This is a genomic window from Thalassolituus sp. UBA2009, from assembly GCF_002335285.1.
In the GTDB taxonomy this organism is placed as follows: Bacteria; Pseudomonadota; Gammaproteobacteria; order Pseudomonadales; family Oceanobacteraceae; genus Venatoribacter; species Venatoribacter alkanivorans.
Genome location: NZ_DDCJ01000091.1, coordinates 5183 through 21684, shown reverse-complemented (window position 1 = coordinate 21684; position 16502 = coordinate 5183). Strand labels below are relative to the sequence as shown.

General features: G+C 55.3%; 17 protein-coding genes. 7 read left to right on the top strand and 10 right to left on the bottom strand.

All coding sequences use genetic code 11. The features are described from left to right. Nucleotides 1-113 precede the first annotated feature (113 nt). Both B3P58_RS11445 and B3P58_RS11440 read right to left on the bottom strand, forming a co-directional pair. Nucleotides 114-530: a GNAT family N-acetyltransferase gene (locus B3P58_RS11445; RefSeq protein ID WP_286717614.1), complete on the bottom strand. Its 417-nt coding sequence runs from the start codon at nucleotides 528-530 to the stop codon at nucleotides 114-116. A gap of 9 nt (nucleotides 531-539) precedes the next feature. Next, on the bottom strand, nucleotides 540-1184 hold the full coding sequence (locus B3P58_RS11440; RefSeq protein WP_286717612.1) for a L,D-transpeptidase family protein: 645 nt from the start codon (nucleotides 1182-1184) through the stop codon (nucleotides 540-542). A gap of 191 nt (nucleotides 1185-1375) precedes the next feature. Here B3P58_RS11440 and B3P58_RS11435 point away from each other — a divergent pair, with 191 nt between their 5' ends. The 4 genes from B3P58_RS11435 to B3P58_RS11420 are packed head-to-tail and all read left to right on the top strand — an operon-like array spanning nucleotide 1376 to nucleotide 5229. Further along, nucleotides 1376-2128, top strand: a complete 753-nt coding sequence (locus B3P58_RS11435; RefSeq protein ID WP_286717610.1) for a TetR/AcrR family transcriptional regulator — start codon at nucleotides 1376-1378, stop codon at nucleotides 2126-2128. Next, nucleotides 2125-3096, top strand: a complete 972-nt coding sequence (locus B3P58_RS11430; protein WP_286717608.1) for an HlyD family secretion protein — start codon at nucleotides 2125-2127, stop codon at nucleotides 3094-3096. The genes B3P58_RS11435 and B3P58_RS11430 overlap by 4 nt, the downstream gene beginning before the upstream one ends. After that, complete coding sequence (locus B3P58_RS11425; protein ID WP_286717606.1) at nucleotides 3093-4061, top strand: ABC transporter ATP-binding protein; 969 nt, start codon at nucleotides 3093-3095, stop codon at nucleotides 4059-4061. The genes B3P58_RS11430 and B3P58_RS11425 overlap by 4 nt, the downstream gene beginning before the upstream one ends. Then, a complete protein-coding gene (locus tag B3P58_RS11420; RefSeq protein ID WP_286717604.1) occupies nucleotides 4054-5229 on the top strand; it encodes an ABC transporter permease in 1176 nt (391 codons plus the stop codon). Before B3P58_RS11425 ends, B3P58_RS11420 begins: the two co-directional genes overlap by 8 nt. Before the next feature lie 12 nt (nucleotides 5230-5241). Here the strand turns inward: B3P58_RS11420 and B3P58_RS11415 are convergent, their stop codons facing one another. From B3P58_RS11415 to B3P58_RS11400, 4 genes are all read right to left on the bottom strand, one after another. Next, on the bottom strand, nucleotides 5242-5937 hold the full coding sequence (locus tag B3P58_RS11415; protein ID WP_225691923.1) for an MgtC/SapB family protein: 696 nt from the start codon (nucleotides 5935-5937) through the stop codon (nucleotides 5242-5244). 220 nt (nucleotides 5938-6157) lie between these two features. Beyond that, nucleotides 6158-6526, bottom strand: coding sequence for a hypothetical protein (locus tag B3P58_RS11410; protein WP_286717601.1), 369 nt, complete (start codon nucleotides 6524-6526; stop codon nucleotides 6158-6160). Nucleotides 6527-6609: 83 nt separating this feature from the next. Next, nucleotides 6610-7203 carry a DNA-3-methyladenine glycosylase I gene (locus B3P58_RS11405; RefSeq protein WP_286717600.1) on the bottom strand — a complete coding sequence of 198 codons (594 nt, stop codon included), beginning with the start codon at nucleotides 7201-7203 and terminating at the stop codon, nucleotides 6610-6612. Further along, entirely contained in the window at nucleotides 7196-7858 is a 663-nt protein-coding gene (locus B3P58_RS11400; RefSeq protein WP_286717599.1) for a DUF938 domain-containing protein, read from the bottom strand. The genes B3P58_RS11405 and B3P58_RS11400 overlap by 8 nt, the downstream gene beginning before the upstream one ends. Before the next feature lie 225 nt (nucleotides 7859-8083). Here B3P58_RS11400 and B3P58_RS11395 point away from each other — a divergent pair, with 225 nt between their 5' ends. Further along, entirely contained in the window at nucleotides 8084-9817 is a 1734-nt protein-coding gene (locus tag B3P58_RS11395) for a proline--tRNA ligase (protein WP_286717598.1), read from the top strand. Nucleotides 9818-9913: 96 nt separating this feature from the next. Continuing rightward, the gene (locus tag B3P58_RS11390) at nucleotides 9914-10462 is read left to right on the top strand and encodes a lytic transglycosylase domain-containing protein (protein WP_225692020.1); all 549 of its coding nucleotides are present in this window, start codon (nucleotides 9914-9916) and stop codon (nucleotides 10460-10462) included. Between the two features lie 168 nt (nucleotides 10463-10630). On the opposite strand, the gene B3P58_RS11385 is transcribed toward B3P58_RS11390, so the two are convergent. From B3P58_RS11385 to B3P58_RS11375, 3 genes are read right to left on the bottom strand one after another with little or no spacing between them, the layout of a single operon-like run. Further along, nucleotides 10631-11566 (bottom strand): redoxin domain-containing protein, encoded by a 936-nt coding sequence (locus B3P58_RS11385; RefSeq protein ID WP_286717596.1) that lies wholly within the window; start codon nucleotides 11564-11566, stop codon nucleotides 10631-10633. Further along, a complete protein-coding gene (locus B3P58_RS11380; protein WP_286717595.1) occupies nucleotides 11563-12093 on the bottom strand; it encodes a TlpA family protein disulfide reductase in 531 nt (176 codons plus the stop codon). The genes B3P58_RS11385 and B3P58_RS11380 overlap by 4 nt, the downstream gene beginning before the upstream one ends. Nucleotides 12094-12125: 32 nt before the next feature. Further along, a complete protein-coding gene (locus B3P58_RS11375; RefSeq protein ID WP_286717593.1) occupies nucleotides 12126-12821 on the bottom strand; it encodes a cytochrome c biogenesis protein CcdA in 696 nt (231 codons plus the stop codon). Between the two features lie 215 nt (nucleotides 12822-13036). On the opposite strand from B3P58_RS11375, the gene B3P58_RS11370 reads away from it, so the two are divergent. Beyond that, nucleotides 13037-15385: a winged helix-turn-helix domain-containing protein gene (locus B3P58_RS11370; protein WP_286717592.1), complete on the top strand. Its 2349-nt coding sequence runs from the start codon at nucleotides 13037-13039 to the stop codon at nucleotides 15383-15385. A gap of 2 nt (nucleotides 15386-15387) precedes the next feature. Here B3P58_RS11370 and chrA read toward each other — a convergent pair. Continuing rightward, nucleotides 15388-16502: chromate efflux transporter (gene chrA / locus B3P58_RS11365; protein WP_286717591.1), on the bottom strand; the 1115-nt coding region annotated here is incomplete at its 5' end.

Below are 16502 nucleotides of genomic sequence, written 5' to 3'. Positions count from 1 at the left end.
AGCACCATACTGGCGGCTTCTTGCTTGAACTCTGCAGTAAAAATACGACGTTGTTTTTTCATTGGACACCTCTTGGGTTGTGATTTTATCACCTAAGTGGGTGTCCGGATTGATTAGACCACTACAGGTTTCCCCTGTCCGTCCTGTGGCGAGCGTCCGATAACCGAAAAACCCAGATGCTGATAAAACCCCAGCGCCTGCTCATTCTGTTCGTTCACATCCACTCTGGTAGCCTGCTGACAATTGATGGCATAACAGGTAAGCAGCTTCCCCACGCCCAGCCCCCTGGCCTCTGGTGCAATAAACAGCATTTCAATATTGCCCTCACTGACGCCGATAAATCCCAGAATCTGAGCATCAGTATCTTTTGCCACCGTCAATTCAACCGCAGCAAAATACTGCTCCAGAATCAGTGGTTTTAACTCAACCAGATCCTGCTCGGCTAAAAAATCATGCGTTGCCCGCACCGATGCTTCCCATAGTTCTATCAGCTGCGGATAGTCCGCCTGTGTTGCCCGTTCTGTATACACAATGATTTACTACTCAATCCGGATTGTTGTTCCGATGCTGACAAGATTCATAAATTCATCCATTTCTGCATCGGTAAGTGCGATACAGCCGTTTGTCCAGTTGAAATACTGCACAAGCGGTGCGAGCCATCCCAGTCCGTTACGCTGACCGTGCACCATGATAAAACCTCCCGGAGCGATACCATTGTTCTCGGCTTCAGCAACATCTGCGGCGTTCGGATAGCTAATGTGCATAGCCCGATAATAAGCAGAATCTTCTTTTTTATAATCGAGCGTGTAATCACCTTCAGGGGTTCTTTCATCACCTTCCTGCTGCTTATGACCTTGCGGGTTTGCTCCCAGAGCCACACGGTATTCTTTAACGATTTTACCGCCCGACAGCAGATACATTTTCCTTTCCGACTTATCGACCTTCACCAGGTCAACGGCTTGCAAACCAGTCGTTAGCAAATCAGCTCCGGCATCAACAGACGGCATTGCAAGCAGACAACAGAAAAGACCACCACTCGCACTTTTAAAGAAAAATCTACGTGAGAATTTGATGGCTGAATACGCCCGTAAAATTATCTGTCGCACCGTAAAGACCCCAATTCTGTTATCGTCTCCACACTCAGATAAACCGTTCAGAGGGCTATCAGCGTAATCAATCTGCAACCTATATCCCAGTTATGTTGGCAGCCAGTCTGTATTGCGCTGAGTACTTAGTCAATAAACCACAAACTAACAACAACGCTTGGGTAAGCACCCTTAATTCATCAACCGCCGCTATCCGCAGAATTATTCCGCTGCCAATCCTGATGACTCTGCCCTAGGATATTCATCAAGTGATGAAACAGGCGATCAGCATGGAACAGCCCCCTTCAGAGAACACCCACAGTAAAGGTCCGGATGCAGCACCCAACGCGGCAACAGCCAATGCTAAAAAAACACGCCGTGGCCGCCCGCTGGGCGATTCCGATGCCCGTGAGGCCTTACTGGAAACCGCCCGTGAACTCTTTGCCAATCGTCCCTACCGCACCGTGACCCTGCGCGGAGTCGATGCCGCACTAGTGCGTTACTACTTTGGCGGCAAGGCCGGCCTGTTTGAGGCGATGATGCGCGAAACCCTGGCACCGGTGCTGGATGCTCTGCGTAAGGCCGGAGCTGACACGGCGACAGCAGGCCAGCTCCCTGCAGCGCAACAGCAGGCCGAGCACCTGATGCAGACCTATTACCGGATTATGGGGCGCCATCCGCATCTGCCGCGGCTGGTGTTCCGCATTCTGAACGAAGGCGATGATCTGGAGCCTTTTGCCATTTTAAGCCGCGTCTTCGCCGATGTTGTTCAGGCGTCCGACAGCTGGCTGAAACAGGCCCTGCTGCTGCCCGGTCAGTTTGATCAGAGTGTTAATCCACAGTTTGCCCGGCTGTCGTTTATCAGCCTGATGGTATTTCCGCTGGTCGCGCCCCCTTTAATTTTGCGCCGCCTGGGCATCAGCATTAATCCCGACACTCTGGCAGCACTGGCCGGTCATAACAGCCGCCTGTTCAGCCAGGGCGTATTCACACCGCCAGAATCCGCTGCCGATCAGAACACCAGCGGGGAGAACCTGAAATGAAAACGCTATGGCTTACCCCCTTTTACCTGTTGCTGTGCGCCTGCGGCAGCGACGATTCATCCGTTGCTCTGGGCACGCTGGAACGCGACCGTATCAGCCTGAACGCCCCGGTCAGCGAAGTCATCCGCACCCTGAACGTGACTGAAGGTCAGAGCGTTCAGCCCGGCGATATCCTGCTGACCCTCGACAGCACACTGGCTGAAAGCCGTCTGCAGCAGCGTCAGGCCGAACTCGACAGTGCCCGCGCCACGCTGGATGAATTGCTGGCCGGTGCCCGCCGCGAAGAACGCGCCGCCGCCGCAGCAGCAGCTGAAGCAGCACGCGCCAGTCTGACCGAAGCCAGCCAGCGCCTTAGCCGTAACCGCACCCTGTTTAAACAACAGATGATTGGTCAGGCCGAACTCGACAACGCCATCGCCCAGCACGATGCCGCTGCTGCCCGCCTCGATCAGGCGGAAGAACAACTGCGTCAGTTAACCAACGGTACCCGGCCGGAAAAAATCCGTCAGGCCCAGGCTGCACTCAGAGCCGCCGAAGCCCGTCTGGCCGCTGAACAGAAGAATCTGGATGACTTAACCCTGCGCGCACCGCTGGCAGCACGTGTTGATCTGATAGCCGCAGAAGCCGGTTCGCGGGTGAACGCCGGCACTCCGCTGCTGACCTTACTGGCCGATGCCGAACCCTATGCGCGGGTCTATGTACCGCAAAGCAAGATCGCCGCGCTGAGTGTTGGCACAGCGGTCGGTGTGCGGGTCGAAGGCCTGCCGCAAACACTGCATGGCCGGGTGCGGAATGTCCGTGCGCAGCCCGCCTATACCCCGTATTTCGCCCTGAATGAACGCGACCGCGCACGACTGATGCATCTGACGGAAATAGTACTGAGCGATATGCCCGCCGGGCTCGCCAGCGGTCTGGCGGTTGAGGTTTTACTGCCAGACGACGCTTCAGCACAGGGAAGCAAACCATGAGCGATCTGGCGATTAACGTACAGAAAATGACCCGCTGCTTTGGTAACAATATCGCGGTCGATCATCTCGACCTGCAGATTCCGTGCGGGACGATTTACGGTTTTCTCGGCCCTAACGGCTGCGGTAAATCCACCTCAATCCGCATGCTGACCGGCCTGCTGACCCCCACTTCCGGTGAGCTGGAAGTACTGGGCCAGCGCCTGCCGGAAGAAGCCGAAGCCCTGCGCCTGCGCATTGGCTATATGACGCAGAAGTTTTCGCTGTACGACAACCTCAGCATCCGCGAGAACCTCAGTTTTGTTGCGCAGATTTATGGCCTTAACAGCCGCCAGAGCCGTGAACGGGTCAACGAATTACTTGCCCTGTATGCACTAGATAAGCGCCAGACGCAGCTGGCTGGCTCGCTCAGCGGTGGTCAGAAACAACGGCTGGCACTGGCAGCCGCCACCCTGCACCACCCGGACCTGCTGTTTCTGGATGAACCAACCTCGGCGGTCGATCCGGAAAACCGCCGTGAATTCTGGGAACGGTTGTTCGATCTGTGTAACGCCGGCACCACCATTCTGGTCTCCACCCACTATATGGATGAGGCCGAACGCTGCCATGCACTGGCCATTCTGGAAAACGGTGTTAAACGCGCCGACGGATCACCGGCCGAATTAATGGCCACCATGGGAGCGCATGTGCTGGAAGTGGAAGGCAACGATCTGCGCACCCTGAAAAGCCAGCTGGTGCAATGCCCGCAGGTGCTGTCAGCCGCGCAGCTGGGCACCCGTTTGCGGGTACTGGTACGCGATCAGACCGAACAACCACAGCAGTGGCTGCAGGCTCAGGTCAATGGCCGCCGCATCGAAGCGGTACGCCCCAGTCTGGAAGATGTGTTTGTTGCCTGCACCGGTCAGCACTCGGCGGCCCCCAAATCCGTCACCAGTCCGGCTGCTGAGCAGGGAGAACGCCATGTCTGAGCTGCGTATACAACACAATCCGCTGCTGGCCACCTGGCGCCGTGTAGCCGCCATTGTTGTTAAGGAAATCCGCCAGCTGGCACGCGACCGCATGACCTTTGGCATGATTGTGATGATTCCACTGGTACAGCTGCTGCTGTTTGGCTACGCCATCAACACCGACGTGCGCCATATACCGGCCGGACTGGTCGACCTGAGTCAGTCCTCTTACAGCCGCGAACTCATTGCCATTACCGAGGCCAGTCAGACCGTCGACTTTGTAAGGGTCTACGCCTCAGCTCAGGAGGCAGAACAGGCCATTGTCCGCGGTGATGTTAAAGCCGTGCTTTACCTGCCCGCCGATCTCGGTCAGCGCCTGAGTGTGCACCCGGCGTTTAACCGCGACAGCGGCCGCAGTAACAGCCAAACCCTGCAGCCTGTTGGCCAGTGGCTGGTTGATGGCGGCGATACCGTCATTGCCGCCAGCATCCGCAGTCTGCGTCAGCTGCCGCTGGATACTCTGGCCGGGCGGGCATTAAAAGATAACGTCCCCACCTTTGAAGTGGTGCAGTTTTTTAATCCACAGCAGCGCAGCGTAGTCAATATTGTGCCCGGTCTGCTGGCCATTATTCTGACCATGACCATGATTATGTTTACCTCCGCCGCTATCGTGCGTGAGCGTGAACAGGGCAATATGGAATTTCTGATCGCCACTCCGGTAAAACCGATGGAATTAATGATCGGTAAAATCGTGCCTTATGTACTGGTTGGTTTAATTCAGGTCGGCATTATCTTAGGCATCGGACACCTGCTTTTTTCGGTGCCGGTTCGGGGTGGATTACTGACCTTACTGGTGGCTGCACTGTTGTTTATTTTCGCCAGCCTGACTCTGGGACTGGTTATTTCAACCATTGCCAAAACCCAGCTGCAGGCGATGCAGATGACGGTATTTATTTTAATGCCATCGATTTTATTATCGGGCTTTATGTTCCCCTACGAGGCCATGCCGCAGCCGGCACAGATTATTTCCGAAGCGCTGCCGGCCACGCATTTTATGCGTATGGTACGCGGTATCGTGTTACGCGATGCCCTGCTCTGGGATTTACAGCGCGATGCCCTGTGGCTCGCAGCCTTCACTCTGGGCGGTTTGGTATTCGCAGCATTACGCTTTAAAAAGCGGCTCGACTGATAGCGGTGACTTTCAGTCACCGGTTGGCGTAATACGGAACTGCTGAATCGAATCCAGTGTTTCCAGTGTGGTGAATAAGCGGCCAACACTGCTGCGGTCTGAGGTACGCAACACCATACCGTGACGCCGCATCTGTTCTTCACCATCCAGCCGGTAGCTGAAATTGGCAATGCTGAAGCCATGTTCTTTCAGCAGCGCACGCAATGTTGCTTCCGTCATATCCGATGTACGCGCGACCTTAACATCAAAATGATAATAGGCCTGACTGGGCATAAAGGCTTCCAGCCAGCGGAATAATGACAGCGTACCCAGCGTAAGAACGATGGAGATAAGCATCGGTACATAAAAACCGATACCGGCAAGAATGCCGATGGTTGCGGTAATCCAGATAGACGCCGCCGTGGTTAAACCACGTACCGAAATGCCGTCTTTCATAATCACACCGGCACCTAAAAAACCAATGCCGGTCATAATGCCCTGCGCCATACGGGTCGGATCAAGACGGATTAAATCAACCGACGTGCGCAGCCAGTGTGCTTCATAAACGGTGACCAGCATCAGCATACAGGACGCCAGACTGACCAGACCATGAGTACGGAAGCCCGCCGGCCGGCCACTGTAAGAACGTTCGTAACCAATCAGAACTCCCGCCGCCAGCGCCGTCAGTAAGCGCACCAGCATTTCGGTTTCATCACTGCTGAGTATCAAAGGTCTGCTCCTTTACCCATCTGAAAAATACAACCTGTTATAAAAACTGGTTCATATCAGCCGGTTAGTCAAACCGCTGAGCACTGATAAGCGCGGTTGCTGACAGAAAAAGAAGACAGATAAAACGGGGATTATGGTGGCGCCTGAGCGCCATTTTTGAGCGCTATTTATGAGCACCACTTACGGGCACGACTTATGAGCACTGCGAATAAACGGCAGATTAAGGGCAGACTTTCTGAATAACCGCCTCAGCAAGGGGCGCAATAATATATTCCTGCGCCTCAGCGGCGCTGATATCCATACTTTCAAACACCAGCCCCGGCCCGCTGACGCTCACCGTTGCGGCGTGACAGTCGACCGCCACAGGAACCGATAATTCGCCGGATTTACCGCTACGCTGCAGTGTCAGCCCTTCCGGCCGGGCGATATCGCCGTGCAGATACCATTCATCAAAATACGGGCCGCCGACTTCGTCCAGATACACAAACACCGCATCGTCAGCGCTGCCTTCCTGCGCACTGGCCTGTGCGGTAAAAGACAATAACAGGGCGAAAGACAACGGCAGGACCATTAATCTGCTGACAGTCATAAATTCAGGATTCCTTTTTATGTTATACCGGTGCAGTTCAGCTATCGGCGGAGGCCAGGCTGCACCGGGGGTATAAAGCCGTCTCAGGCCTGGTTATCCGGGTGACAGGGACAATCGGTCATATGGTCGTTCACCAGCCCCATACTTTGCATAAAGGCATAACAGATGGTCGGGCCAACAAAGGTAAAACCGGCTTTTTTCAGCGCTTTACTCATGGCTTTGGCGGCAGCCGTCTCGGCCGGAACCTCTTTCATACTGGCAAAACGGTTAATCACAGGCTCGCCGCCAACAAAACTCCAGAGCAATTCAACAAAATCGGTACCCTGTTTTTCCAGCGCCAGCAAGGCCAGAGCATTTTTGCGGATGCCATACAATTTTAAGCGGTTACGGATCAGTCCGGCATCGGTCAGTAATGTCTCAATCTGCTCATCCGTCATGCGGGCGATTTTTTGCGGATTAAAGCCGTAAAAACATTGGCGGTAATGGTCGCGCTTACGCAGCACGGTAATCCAGCTTAAACCCGCCTGCTGACCTTCAAGGCAGAGTTTTTCAAACAATTTCTGCCGGTCGTAATTAGGGATACCCCATTCCTTGTTGTGATATTCAAGATAATCATCCCCTTTCGCCCAGGCACAGGGAGTGAGTGCTTTTACAGCAGAAGACGATGTATCAGACATATTTTTGCAGCACCAGCAGACGGTTATTAGCGGGCATGGCGATATCTTTCAGCAGACGCAGTTTTTCTTTACGCGCCGCCAGCACGATTTGTTCAAAGTCTTTAATGCCCGAGTCCGGATCACGCTCACGCAGCCACTGATCCAGAAGGCGGTTACCGTCACTGGTAAACTGACCGCCGTAATTAAACGGGCCGTAAAAAAATGCCAGACCGGTATGCTTCAGCACCCGGCCGATACCCGCCATCATGGCACGTACTTTAGGCCAGCCGATAAAATGCACCACGTTGGCACTGAATACCGCATCCACCTGTTTAACCGGCCACAGGTCCTGCGCCACATCCAGCACCAGAGGCGGCAGAAAATTACTGTTCTGCGCGCGTTCGCGCCAGGCATTGATACCAGCAATACGGTCGGCAAGCTCAGACGGTTGCCATTTAATACCCGGCAAACGGCGGGTAATAAAGGCAGCATGCTGACCGGTACCGCTGCCAATCTCCAACACAACAGAGTGCGGTGGCAGCTCCCGTTCCAGCATATCGGCAATGGGTTGTTGATTACGCAGGCAGGCTTCAGATACCGGTGCTTCAGCAGAAGCTGTAACCTGCTTTACCTGCATATTGTGCGCCGCACTGTGCAAATCGTCGGCCTCCGCCATGACATCACCTTTTACACGGACGAATGGACCGCGAGTATGTCATAGCTGAGTGACTGCACAAGAGCCCTGCGGTGAATTTTATATGTCAGCCCGGCAACGAACAGACAGCTACCGGGGTAGCACATTGCAAAAGCCGGCCAAATGGTAAATTGCCGCCGGAGCGCGCAAGCGATAAAATCGCGGCAATCTCCTCCTATTCACTCATGTGGAATCCAGACAAAGCTTATGCGCGCCACCGAATTTCTGATTGCAACCGAAAAAGAAACCCCGGCCGATGCCGTTGTCGTCAGCCATCAGCTGATGATGCGCTCCGGCATGATCCGCAAACTGGCCGCCGGCCTGTACACCTGGATGCCGCTTGGTCTGCGCACCCTGCGCAAGGTCGAAGCCATTGTGCGTGAAGAAATGAACCGCGCCGGCGCTCAGGAAGTGCTGATGCCCGCGGTACAGCCAGCTGAGCTGTGGGAAGAAACCGGGCGCTGGTTCCAGTACGGCGGCGAACTGCTGCGCGTAAAAGACCGCCACAACCGTGACTTCTGTATCGGCCCGACCCACGAAGAAGTGATCACCGATCTGGCCCGTAACCAGCTGTCGAGCTACAAGCAGCTGCCGGTTAACCTGTACCAGATTCAGACCAAATTCCGCGACGAGACCCGTCCGCGCTTCGGTGTGATGCGCGCGCGTGAATTCATCATGAAGGATGCTTATTCCTTCCATGCCGACGAAGCCAGCCTGCAGATTACCTACGACAAAATGCACGAAGCCTACTCGCGCATCTTTACCCGTCTGGGTCTGGATTTCCGTCCGGTTCTGGCCGATACCGGCTCAATCGGCGGTGCGTCTTCACACGAATTCCACGTACTGGCTTCTTCCGGTGAAGACGATATTGCCTTCTCCAATGAGAGCGATTACGCCGCTAACGTCGAACTGGCCGAAGCCGTAGCACCGGCGGGCGAGCGTCCGGCGGCCACGGCTGTGCTGACCAGCGTTACCACGCCGGCGATGACCAGCATCGAAGACGTTGCCAGCTTCCTCAAAGCCAGCCCGGCTCAGGTGCTGAAAGCCATCGTTGTACGTGGTGAACACACCGAAGAAAACGCGCTGGGCGAACCGGCTCCTGTGGTGCTGTTCCTGCGTGGCGACCACGAGCTGAACGAAATCAAGGCCGAGAAAATTGCCGGTGTCGCGGCACCACTGCAGTTCGCTTCTGAAGCTGAAATCGCAGCCATTGGCGGCGTCAGTGGTTTTGTCGGCCCGCAGGGCATCCAAGCCAAGTGCTATGTTGACCGTTCTGCGGCGCACATGGCCGACTTTATCTGTGGCGCCAATGCCGCTGACACCCACCTGACCGGCTTTAACTGGGAACGTGACTGCGAGCTGCCGGAAGTCCGTGATCTGCGTAACGTGGTTGCCGGCGACCCAAGCCCATGCGGCAAAGGCACACTGGAAATCAAACGCGGTATCGAAGTGGGCCATATTTTCCAGCTCGGCACCAAGTACTCCGAAGCCATGAAAGCCAAAGTGCTGGATGAGAACGGTAAAGACCGTACGCTGGTGATGGGTTGTTACGGCATCGGTGTCAGCCGTGTTGTTGCTTCTGCGATCGAACAGAACCACGACGACAAAGGCATTATCTGGCCGGATGCGATTGCACCGTTCAACATCGGTATTGTGCCTATGGCTTACCAGAAATCCGAAGCCGTCACCAAGACCACCGATGAGCTGTACGCTCAGCTGACGGCTGCGGGCTTCGACGTGTATCTGGACGACCGCGACAAGAAAACCAGCCCTGGGGTTAAATTCGCCGATATGGAACTGATGGGCCTGCCACATCGTATCGTGATCAGCGACCGTGGTCTGGAAGCCGGTAATGTGGAATACAAAGCGCGCCGCCATGGCGAAGCTCAGGATATCCCACTGGCCGACATCCTTGATTTTCTTAAGCAGCAGATTGGTTAAATGCTGACCTCTGTGCAGACTCCGAACCGGGACTTCACAGCTGAAACCAGTGGACGCCTTGTGCGTTCGCTGGTTTTTTTCGCTCTGCTGGCTCTGATGTTGATCAGCCTGCCCTCCTATAGTGCTACGCAGAGCTCTGCACAAAGTATTGATCCGGAACTGCGCAATGCATTAAAAGATGCGGTTAACAGCAGCGAATCCTTTGAAGATAAATACGATGCACAGGTCTGGCTGGTCGATATGTCGGCACGCCTTAAACGCTATATCAAAAACGATAAACAACGGCTGGAATTACTCAGCCTGATCCATAAAGAAGCCAGCCGGGCCGGTTTATCACCGGAACTGGTGTTATCGGTCATTCAGGTCGAAAGCGCCTTTGACCGTTTTGCCCTGTCCTACGTTGGCGCCCAGGGTTATATGCAGGTGATGCCATTCTGGAAAAAAGAAATTGGCCGCACCGACGACAACCTGATGCACCCTGCCACCAACCTGCGTTACGGCTGTACCATCCTCAAACATTATCTCGATAAAGAAAAAGGCGACTGGATTCGTGCATTAGCACGCTACAACGGCAGCCTTGGCCGCACCAAATACCCGGAAAAAGTTATGCTGACCTGGGAACGGCACTGGTTTGTGAATTATTAGTTATTGATATTTTTCACCCGGATTTTTCTGATTGCCGCTCAAGCCTGAACTGCAACCGAAAAGAGCGTTAACCCTGAAAGATCCACAGCAATAACCTTAAAAATACGAACATCGGTGTCAAAGAAAATTCTGACGCATAAAAAAGCCCGCGATTGCGGGCTTTTTATTTTACTGAATCTGATCCCCTCTGCTTTTCAGCACACCACCGATACCGATATCAATCTGATAAGGTGTGGCATGTACGTCAAAGGCATCAAAGACTTTATGCCCGTGGTCAAACATTAACGGCAGCGCCAGTTTAAAACGCTGACGGAAAGGTTCTACCGCCTCAGCATTAACATAGTAAGAATTAACAACACCTAACCACTGGCGCTCCGGTGTGCTTGCTACCAGCTGATTCAGCTGCGCGATTTTATCTTCGCAACCGGGAAAATGTGGCATCGGACACAGAGTATCGAGAAATACCAGGCTTAGCGGTTTTTCTGCTGTCAGCATTTTAAGACTCTGCTCCTTGCCCCCGGCATTGAGCAACATGATATCGCCCATATCAGCACCGGCCTGCGGCTTTTTCTGCTGTACCGGCTGTTGTTTTTTTCTCTGCTGAGAGTCGGCGCTAACAACCGCACTGTCAGCCTCGTTATCAGAAGCCTCGTCAGCCGCAACGGCTTCCATTTTTTCTGTTACCGTCAGGCCCAGATAACGCCGCAGTTCATCGGTACTGCCGGAAAAAACGCGCTGCTCTCCCTGGTAAAGCACATGATAAGGCGATTCCCATACGCCCTCGCTGCGCATCAGGCGGAATTCCTTATCCAAAACCAGTGGCTGCAATTGCGGATAATAGCCCGAAAATTCCTCCAGCTGCGCCGTGGTGACATTTAACTGCGGCTGAATCCAGATTTGCTGGCTTTGCTGACGGAAACTGGCAGGCAGTCGTTCCAGTAATTGTTCATCGCCCCGGCCATCATAAACAGCCCAGATATCGGTAAACACCAGATGGCGGATTTTTTCGTTTTCAGTGACCACCGGTTCACCCCGAAAATCGGTGAATTCAGCCTGCACCGCCACCGGTGCCAGTAATAATAAAGACATCAGTCCTGCTTTCATTGTTTGTCCTCCTGCTGGCTCCAGTCAGCCACTATATTTTCCAGCTGATCGGTCAGTAAAAACGTGTGGTAAGCCACGCGCCCATCCCGGTCGATTAGAATATGCGTTGGCGTACCCACCACCCCATAAGCGGCGGTCAGCGCTCCGTTCTGATCAAAGGTGGTCGGCATGCTGTAGCCCCCGGCTTTAAACAGCTGCTGAATATTGGCTACCGAATCGTTAATACCGACATTCACACTCAGTACCTGCACAGGCTCTCCCGGCTGCTCATAAACGGACTGCAGGTACGGCATTTCTGCTTTGCAGTAGCTGCACCAGGTTGCCCAGAATTTCAGATACACCGGCTTCTTGCCGATCAGCTCGCTCAGTTGCAGCGTTTTGCCATCCAGTGTCTGCACACTGAAATCCGGCGCCGGATCGCCAACCGCCAGTGGTGGTTTCGCCTGCGTCAGAGAGGGAGCCAGAATCAGCGTCAGGCTCAGCAGCAAAGCCGCCGGTCTGAGCAGAGGTTTACGTGGTTTACGCATTGCGTTCTCCTTATTGATTAAAAACAGAAACTTCAGAACTGTTGCAGCGCCTGCCAGCTGAACCACACAGCAGCCAGTAACATCAGGCCGGCCTGCAGACGCTGGCTGAGCAGCAACCAGCGCCCGGATTTCGGCAGTCGTGCCAGCATGCCGCTGAAGGTGCCAGCAGCCAGCAGCAACGCACTCATGCCAAGGGCAAACACAAACATCAGTAACAGCGCCCAGGGCACGCTGCCCTGTCCGGCCACATACATCAGCAGCATGCCGAATACCGGCGATGTACAGGGAGCCAGCACCAGGCCCGATACCGCACCACTGAGCATGACGCGCATAAAGGGAGGCATTCGCCCGGCGGCAGGCACGTCTGGCAGCTGCAAGGCCGGCATTCTCAGCCAGCCCAGCATCCAGGCACTGAACAGCAGACACATAAACGCCACCAGCAACAGCGTGACAGGATGGCTGGCGACCGAGCCAAACAGCTGGCCACTGCTGGCCGCAAAAACGCCCAGAATGGCGTAAGTCAGCGACAGCCCCAGAACATAGAAAAGCGACAGGACAAAGGCCTGACGGCGGTCAGTACTGTGACTGCCGACCACCGCCACCGTAATCGGCAGCATGGGATACACGCAGGGAGTAAGACTGGTCAGCAAGCCGGTCGCAAATACAGCCAGAGGCACCCAGACTGACCATTGCCCATCAAACAAGGCGGTTTGAATAAAACTGTCCATAACGGACTCCGTCGTTGGTAATGACGGCATTGATAGCAGGAAGCGGCGCTGAGGTTATGTAAACGGGCTAAAATCCTCTTAAAATCCTTATAAAATTTATATTTCTCTTTATATTTCAATAGCTTATAAAAACCAGCAAAGAACGACACGGTTGCCGGGGAAGCCGGCACTACCTAGAATGGGCGCCTTACCTCAGGCAGCAAACGGCCCAACGGATGACCAGGCAGTACCGATTTGACGCATTTACCTTTGACCCCGAGCGCGGCAGTCTTCACAGCGATCAGGGCGAACACACCGTGCTGCGCCACAAGGTTGCCAACCTGCTGCACTATCTGTTGCAACATGCCGACCGGGTAGTCAGTAAAGAGGAACTGCTGGCCGAACTGTGGACCCACGGCGACTACCGCGAGAACGCCCTCACCCAGAGCATTCGCGAACTGCGGCTGGCACTGGGCGACAACGCTCAATCACCGCGTTATATCCGCACCTTCAATCAGCGTGGTTATCAGTTTATTGGCCGCCTGACAGCCGCCGGGACAAGCAGCGAAAGTGAACCATCGCCCGGCCAGTCAATGGCAAGCCAGACATGGCATCCGGCTCTGTTACGCACATTGGTGCTGGGCGGCGCACTGGCGCTGTTAGTGAGCGCACTGATGCTCTGGCGTCCGGCCAGCACTCAGATCTCCCCTTCCGGCAGTACGTCATCCCTGCTGGTTCTGCCTTTTATTAATGCCACCGGTGAAAGCCAGATGACCTGGCTTGAGCTGGGGCTGGCGGACATGATTGCCATTGACCTGAAACGCCAACAAAAACTGAGCGTTACCCCCCCGGCTCAGGCGCAGTCATTACTGCTCGGTTCAGGTCTGCCCTGGCCGACCCTGCCGGTGCATATCCGCACCCTGCTCAATGACCAGCAGCAGGACGCTGCGCTGTTTGCCAGCGTGCGTTTGCATAACCAGCAACAGGTGCTGGATTTTCAGCTGATTTATCGTGATGGCCGTATCCAGCAAGGGGCTATCAGCTACCCATCGCTGCCGGCCGAGTCGCTGGCCATCAGTCAGCAACTGCTGGCCTTACTGCGTCCGCAGCACGCTGAAAAACACCCGGCAGCCGCAACCGACCCGATTGCTGCCCAGGCACTGGCGCAGGGGATGCAGGCCCTGCGTCAGCAAGGTGCCGTTCGTGCACGGCCTTATTTCCAGGCATCCCTGACCATTGAGCCGGACAGCCACTGGGCCAGAGCCTGGCTGATACGCGCCCTGCTCAATCTTGGTGAATGGCAACAGGCCGAACAGCAACTGGCCGCCATTCCCGCCAGCGAACTGGACAATGACCTCAGCCTGAAAACCTTTGCTCTGCACAGTCGTGCACAGCTGGCCTTATGGCGCGGCGATAACAACAGCAGCCTGCTCGCCGATCAGGCACTGAATCTGGCGCAACAAACCTCCGACCCGGAGCTGATCACTCAGAGCCTGCAGCTCAAGGCACAACAAGCCTGGGATGCAATGGACTGGCAGGAGCATCAGCGCTTACTGCAACAGGCCAGCCTGCGGACAGAACAGTCCGCCGATATACAACTGCGCGCAGACCAGCTGTTTTATCTGGGCAACCCCAGCAACAGCGGTCTGGAAAAGTCGCCTCTGAACGATCTGGACAGCAATCGCCTGCGGCTGGAGAAAGCGCTTAATTTTTATCGCCAGCTGAATAATCAGCCACAGATCGCCGCCACCGAACTGGCGATTGCGCAGAATTACCGTTTCCCGCTGCATGAGCGCAGCACTGCACTGGCAGCAGCCATTGCTGCCTATCGCACGTTGAAGCAACCCTATGATCTGGCTCAGGCGCTGATTTATGGCGGCTTTTTTCAGCTGCAGTTACACCGGGGGGATCTGGCACAGGATTATTTCCGCGAAGCCGCCGGGATCGCCCGCCAGCTGGGAGCCACTCCGCTGATCAGCCTGAGCGAACTTTATCTGGGCTTTGCCAGTCTGGATCAGGGACTCGACCAGAGCAGCCTTGGCCGTCATGGCCAGAACAGCGAATACCTGCACAAGGCACTGCAGCAATTTCAGAGTTTTATCGATACAGCGCCGACCAAACTCTATCTCGCCCATGCGCGCTTCTTCCGCGGCTGGGCACTGGCTGATCTGGCGCGCAGCGCGCCGGAAAAACAGCGCAGCCGCTATTTCGCTCAGGCGCTGGATGAGCTGCAGCAGGCTCAGACGCATTATCAGACCCTGCAAATGCCCACCAGCATCGGCTACAGCAACTATTCAATTCTGTGGATTTATCTGCAGCAGCAACAGTATGACAAAGCACTGCTGGCCGCCCGCTCTCCCGATACCCGGCTGCAGGCCAGATATCTGGCCCGGGTTCACTACGAGCAGCAGCGGCCTGAGCAGGCGCAACAGGTGCTGGAAGAGTTCCGTAAACGCTGGCCGCAGCTCTGGCAGGAAGACGATACGCAGCGCTTACGTCTGTATCAGCAAGGGGACTATCAGTTGCTGCCGCCGGAGCCCCTGCCGCATCTGGTGTACTGTGAATCAGACTGGCTGGAGGGCTGACATCAGGGCGCCAGCAAACCAAACCCCAGTGCCAGCGGAATCAAGCCGATCACATTGAGTGCTTTCCGCCGCAGGGCAATAAAACCTACCGCAGCAAAAACAATATCGGCGCCACTCAGCAGGCTTGAGCTGGCGACCGGTGTGACCAATGTCGCCAGTAACAGTCCGACAACCGCAGCATTAACGCCCATTAAAGCGTGCTTTAAACCGGGTTTAACCAGCCACTGCGACCATAACGGCTGCACCGCCGTTAACAGAATAAAACCCGGTAAAAATACCCCCAGCGTTGCCAGTAAAGCGCCGCTCACCCGAGCCTCTGGCAATAATTCAGCACCTAAAAACGTGGCGAAGGTAAACATCGGGCCCGGCACCAGCTGCGCAGCGCCATAACCGGTAAGCAGGGTTTCGGCCGTCAGCTGCCCGGCAAACTGCTGCTGTACCAGAGGCAACACCACATGGCCGCCACCAAAAACCAGACTGCCGGTCTGATAAAAAGCGGCGAACATTCCCATAGCGTCTGCCGTATCGTTCAGGCCGGACAGATGACTGAGTAAATACAGGCCGGCCCATAGCATCAGTCCGATAATCAGTGCCAGACGCTTGCCCGGATACGACTGAAACGGCTGCGCCTGTTGCTCTGCCTGCCCGGCAGAATCTGCCAGTCTGGTGCCTTGCCAGCGCGCATATATCCAGCCGCCGAACGCTGCCAGAATCAGCAACAGCCAAACCGGCAGCGGCGTCAGCCAGAGCGCAACGGCAGTAAGCAACATCAATACCCGGCTGAAGGCGCTGCTGCAGAAGGTCTTCGCCATGCTCAGTGTGGCATCGGCCACAATCATCACGGCCAGCAGTTTCAGGCCGTGAATCAGCGCCGGAAACCAGTTATAAGTCAGCAGGGTATGAAGACCGCCGGCCAGCGCCAGCATCAGTAAGAAAGACGGCAGGGTAAAGGCAATAAACGCGCTGATACCACCTGCCACTCCGGCCCGTTGCACGCCAATTGCAAAGCCGACCTGACTGGAAGCAGGTCCGGGCAGAAACTGCGCCAGTGCCACCAGCTGTGCATAATGCTCTGCACTCAGCCACTGCAGGCGCTGGACAAAGACACGCTGAAAAT

What these genes read in the sequence shown, in the direction of transcription:
- B3P58_RS11435 (WP_286717610.1), top strand. Translation starts at nt 1,376, where the DNA reads ATGGAACAGCCCCCTTCAGAGAACACCCACAGTAAAGGTCCGGATGCA.
- B3P58_RS11430 (WP_286717608.1), top strand. Translation starts at nt 2,125, where the DNA reads ATGAAAACGCTATGGCTTACCCCCTTTTACCTGTTGCTGTGCGCCTGC.
- B3P58_RS11425 (WP_286717606.1), top strand. Translation starts at nt 3,093, where the DNA reads ATGAGCGATCTGGCGATTAACGTACAGAAAATGACCCGCTGCTTTGGT.
- B3P58_RS11420 (WP_286717604.1), top strand. Translation starts at nt 4,054, where the DNA reads ATGTCTGAGCTGCGTATACAACACAATCCGCTGCTGGCCACCTGGCGC.
- B3P58_RS11410 (WP_286717601.1), bottom strand. Translation starts at nt 6,526, where the DNA reads ATGACTGTCAGCAGATTAATGGTCCTGCCGTTGTCTTTCGCCCTGTTA.
- B3P58_RS11405 (WP_286717600.1), bottom strand. Translation starts at nt 7,203, where the DNA reads ATGTCTGATACATCGTCTTCTGCTGTAAAAGCACTCACTCCCTGTGCC.
- B3P58_RS11400 (WP_286717599.1), bottom strand. Translation starts at nt 7,858, where the DNA reads ATGGCGGAGGCCGACGATTTGCACAGTGCGGCGCACAATATGCAGGTA.
- B3P58_RS11395 (WP_286717598.1), top strand. Translation starts at nt 8,084, where the DNA reads ATGCGCGCCACCGAATTTCTGATTGCAACCGAAAAAGAAACCCCGGCC.
- B3P58_RS11390 (WP_225692020.1), top strand. Translation starts at nt 9,914, where the DNA reads ATGTTGATCAGCCTGCCCTCCTATAGTGCTACGCAGAGCTCTGCACAA.
- B3P58_RS11385 (WP_286717596.1), bottom strand. Translation starts at nt 11,566, where the DNA reads ATGAAAGCAGGACTGATGTCTTTATTATTACTGGCACCGGTGGCGGTG.
- B3P58_RS11380 (WP_286717595.1), bottom strand. Translation starts at nt 12,093, where the DNA reads ATGCGTAAACCACGTAAACCTCTGCTCAGACCGGCGGCTTTGCTGCTG.
- B3P58_RS11375 (WP_286717593.1), bottom strand. Translation starts at nt 12,821, where the DNA reads ATGGACAGTTTTATTCAAACCGCCTTGTTTGATGGGCAATGGTCAGTC.
- B3P58_RS11370 (WP_286717592.1), top strand. Translation starts at nt 13,037, where the DNA reads ATGACCAGGCAGTACCGATTTGACGCATTTACCTTTGACCCCGAGCGC.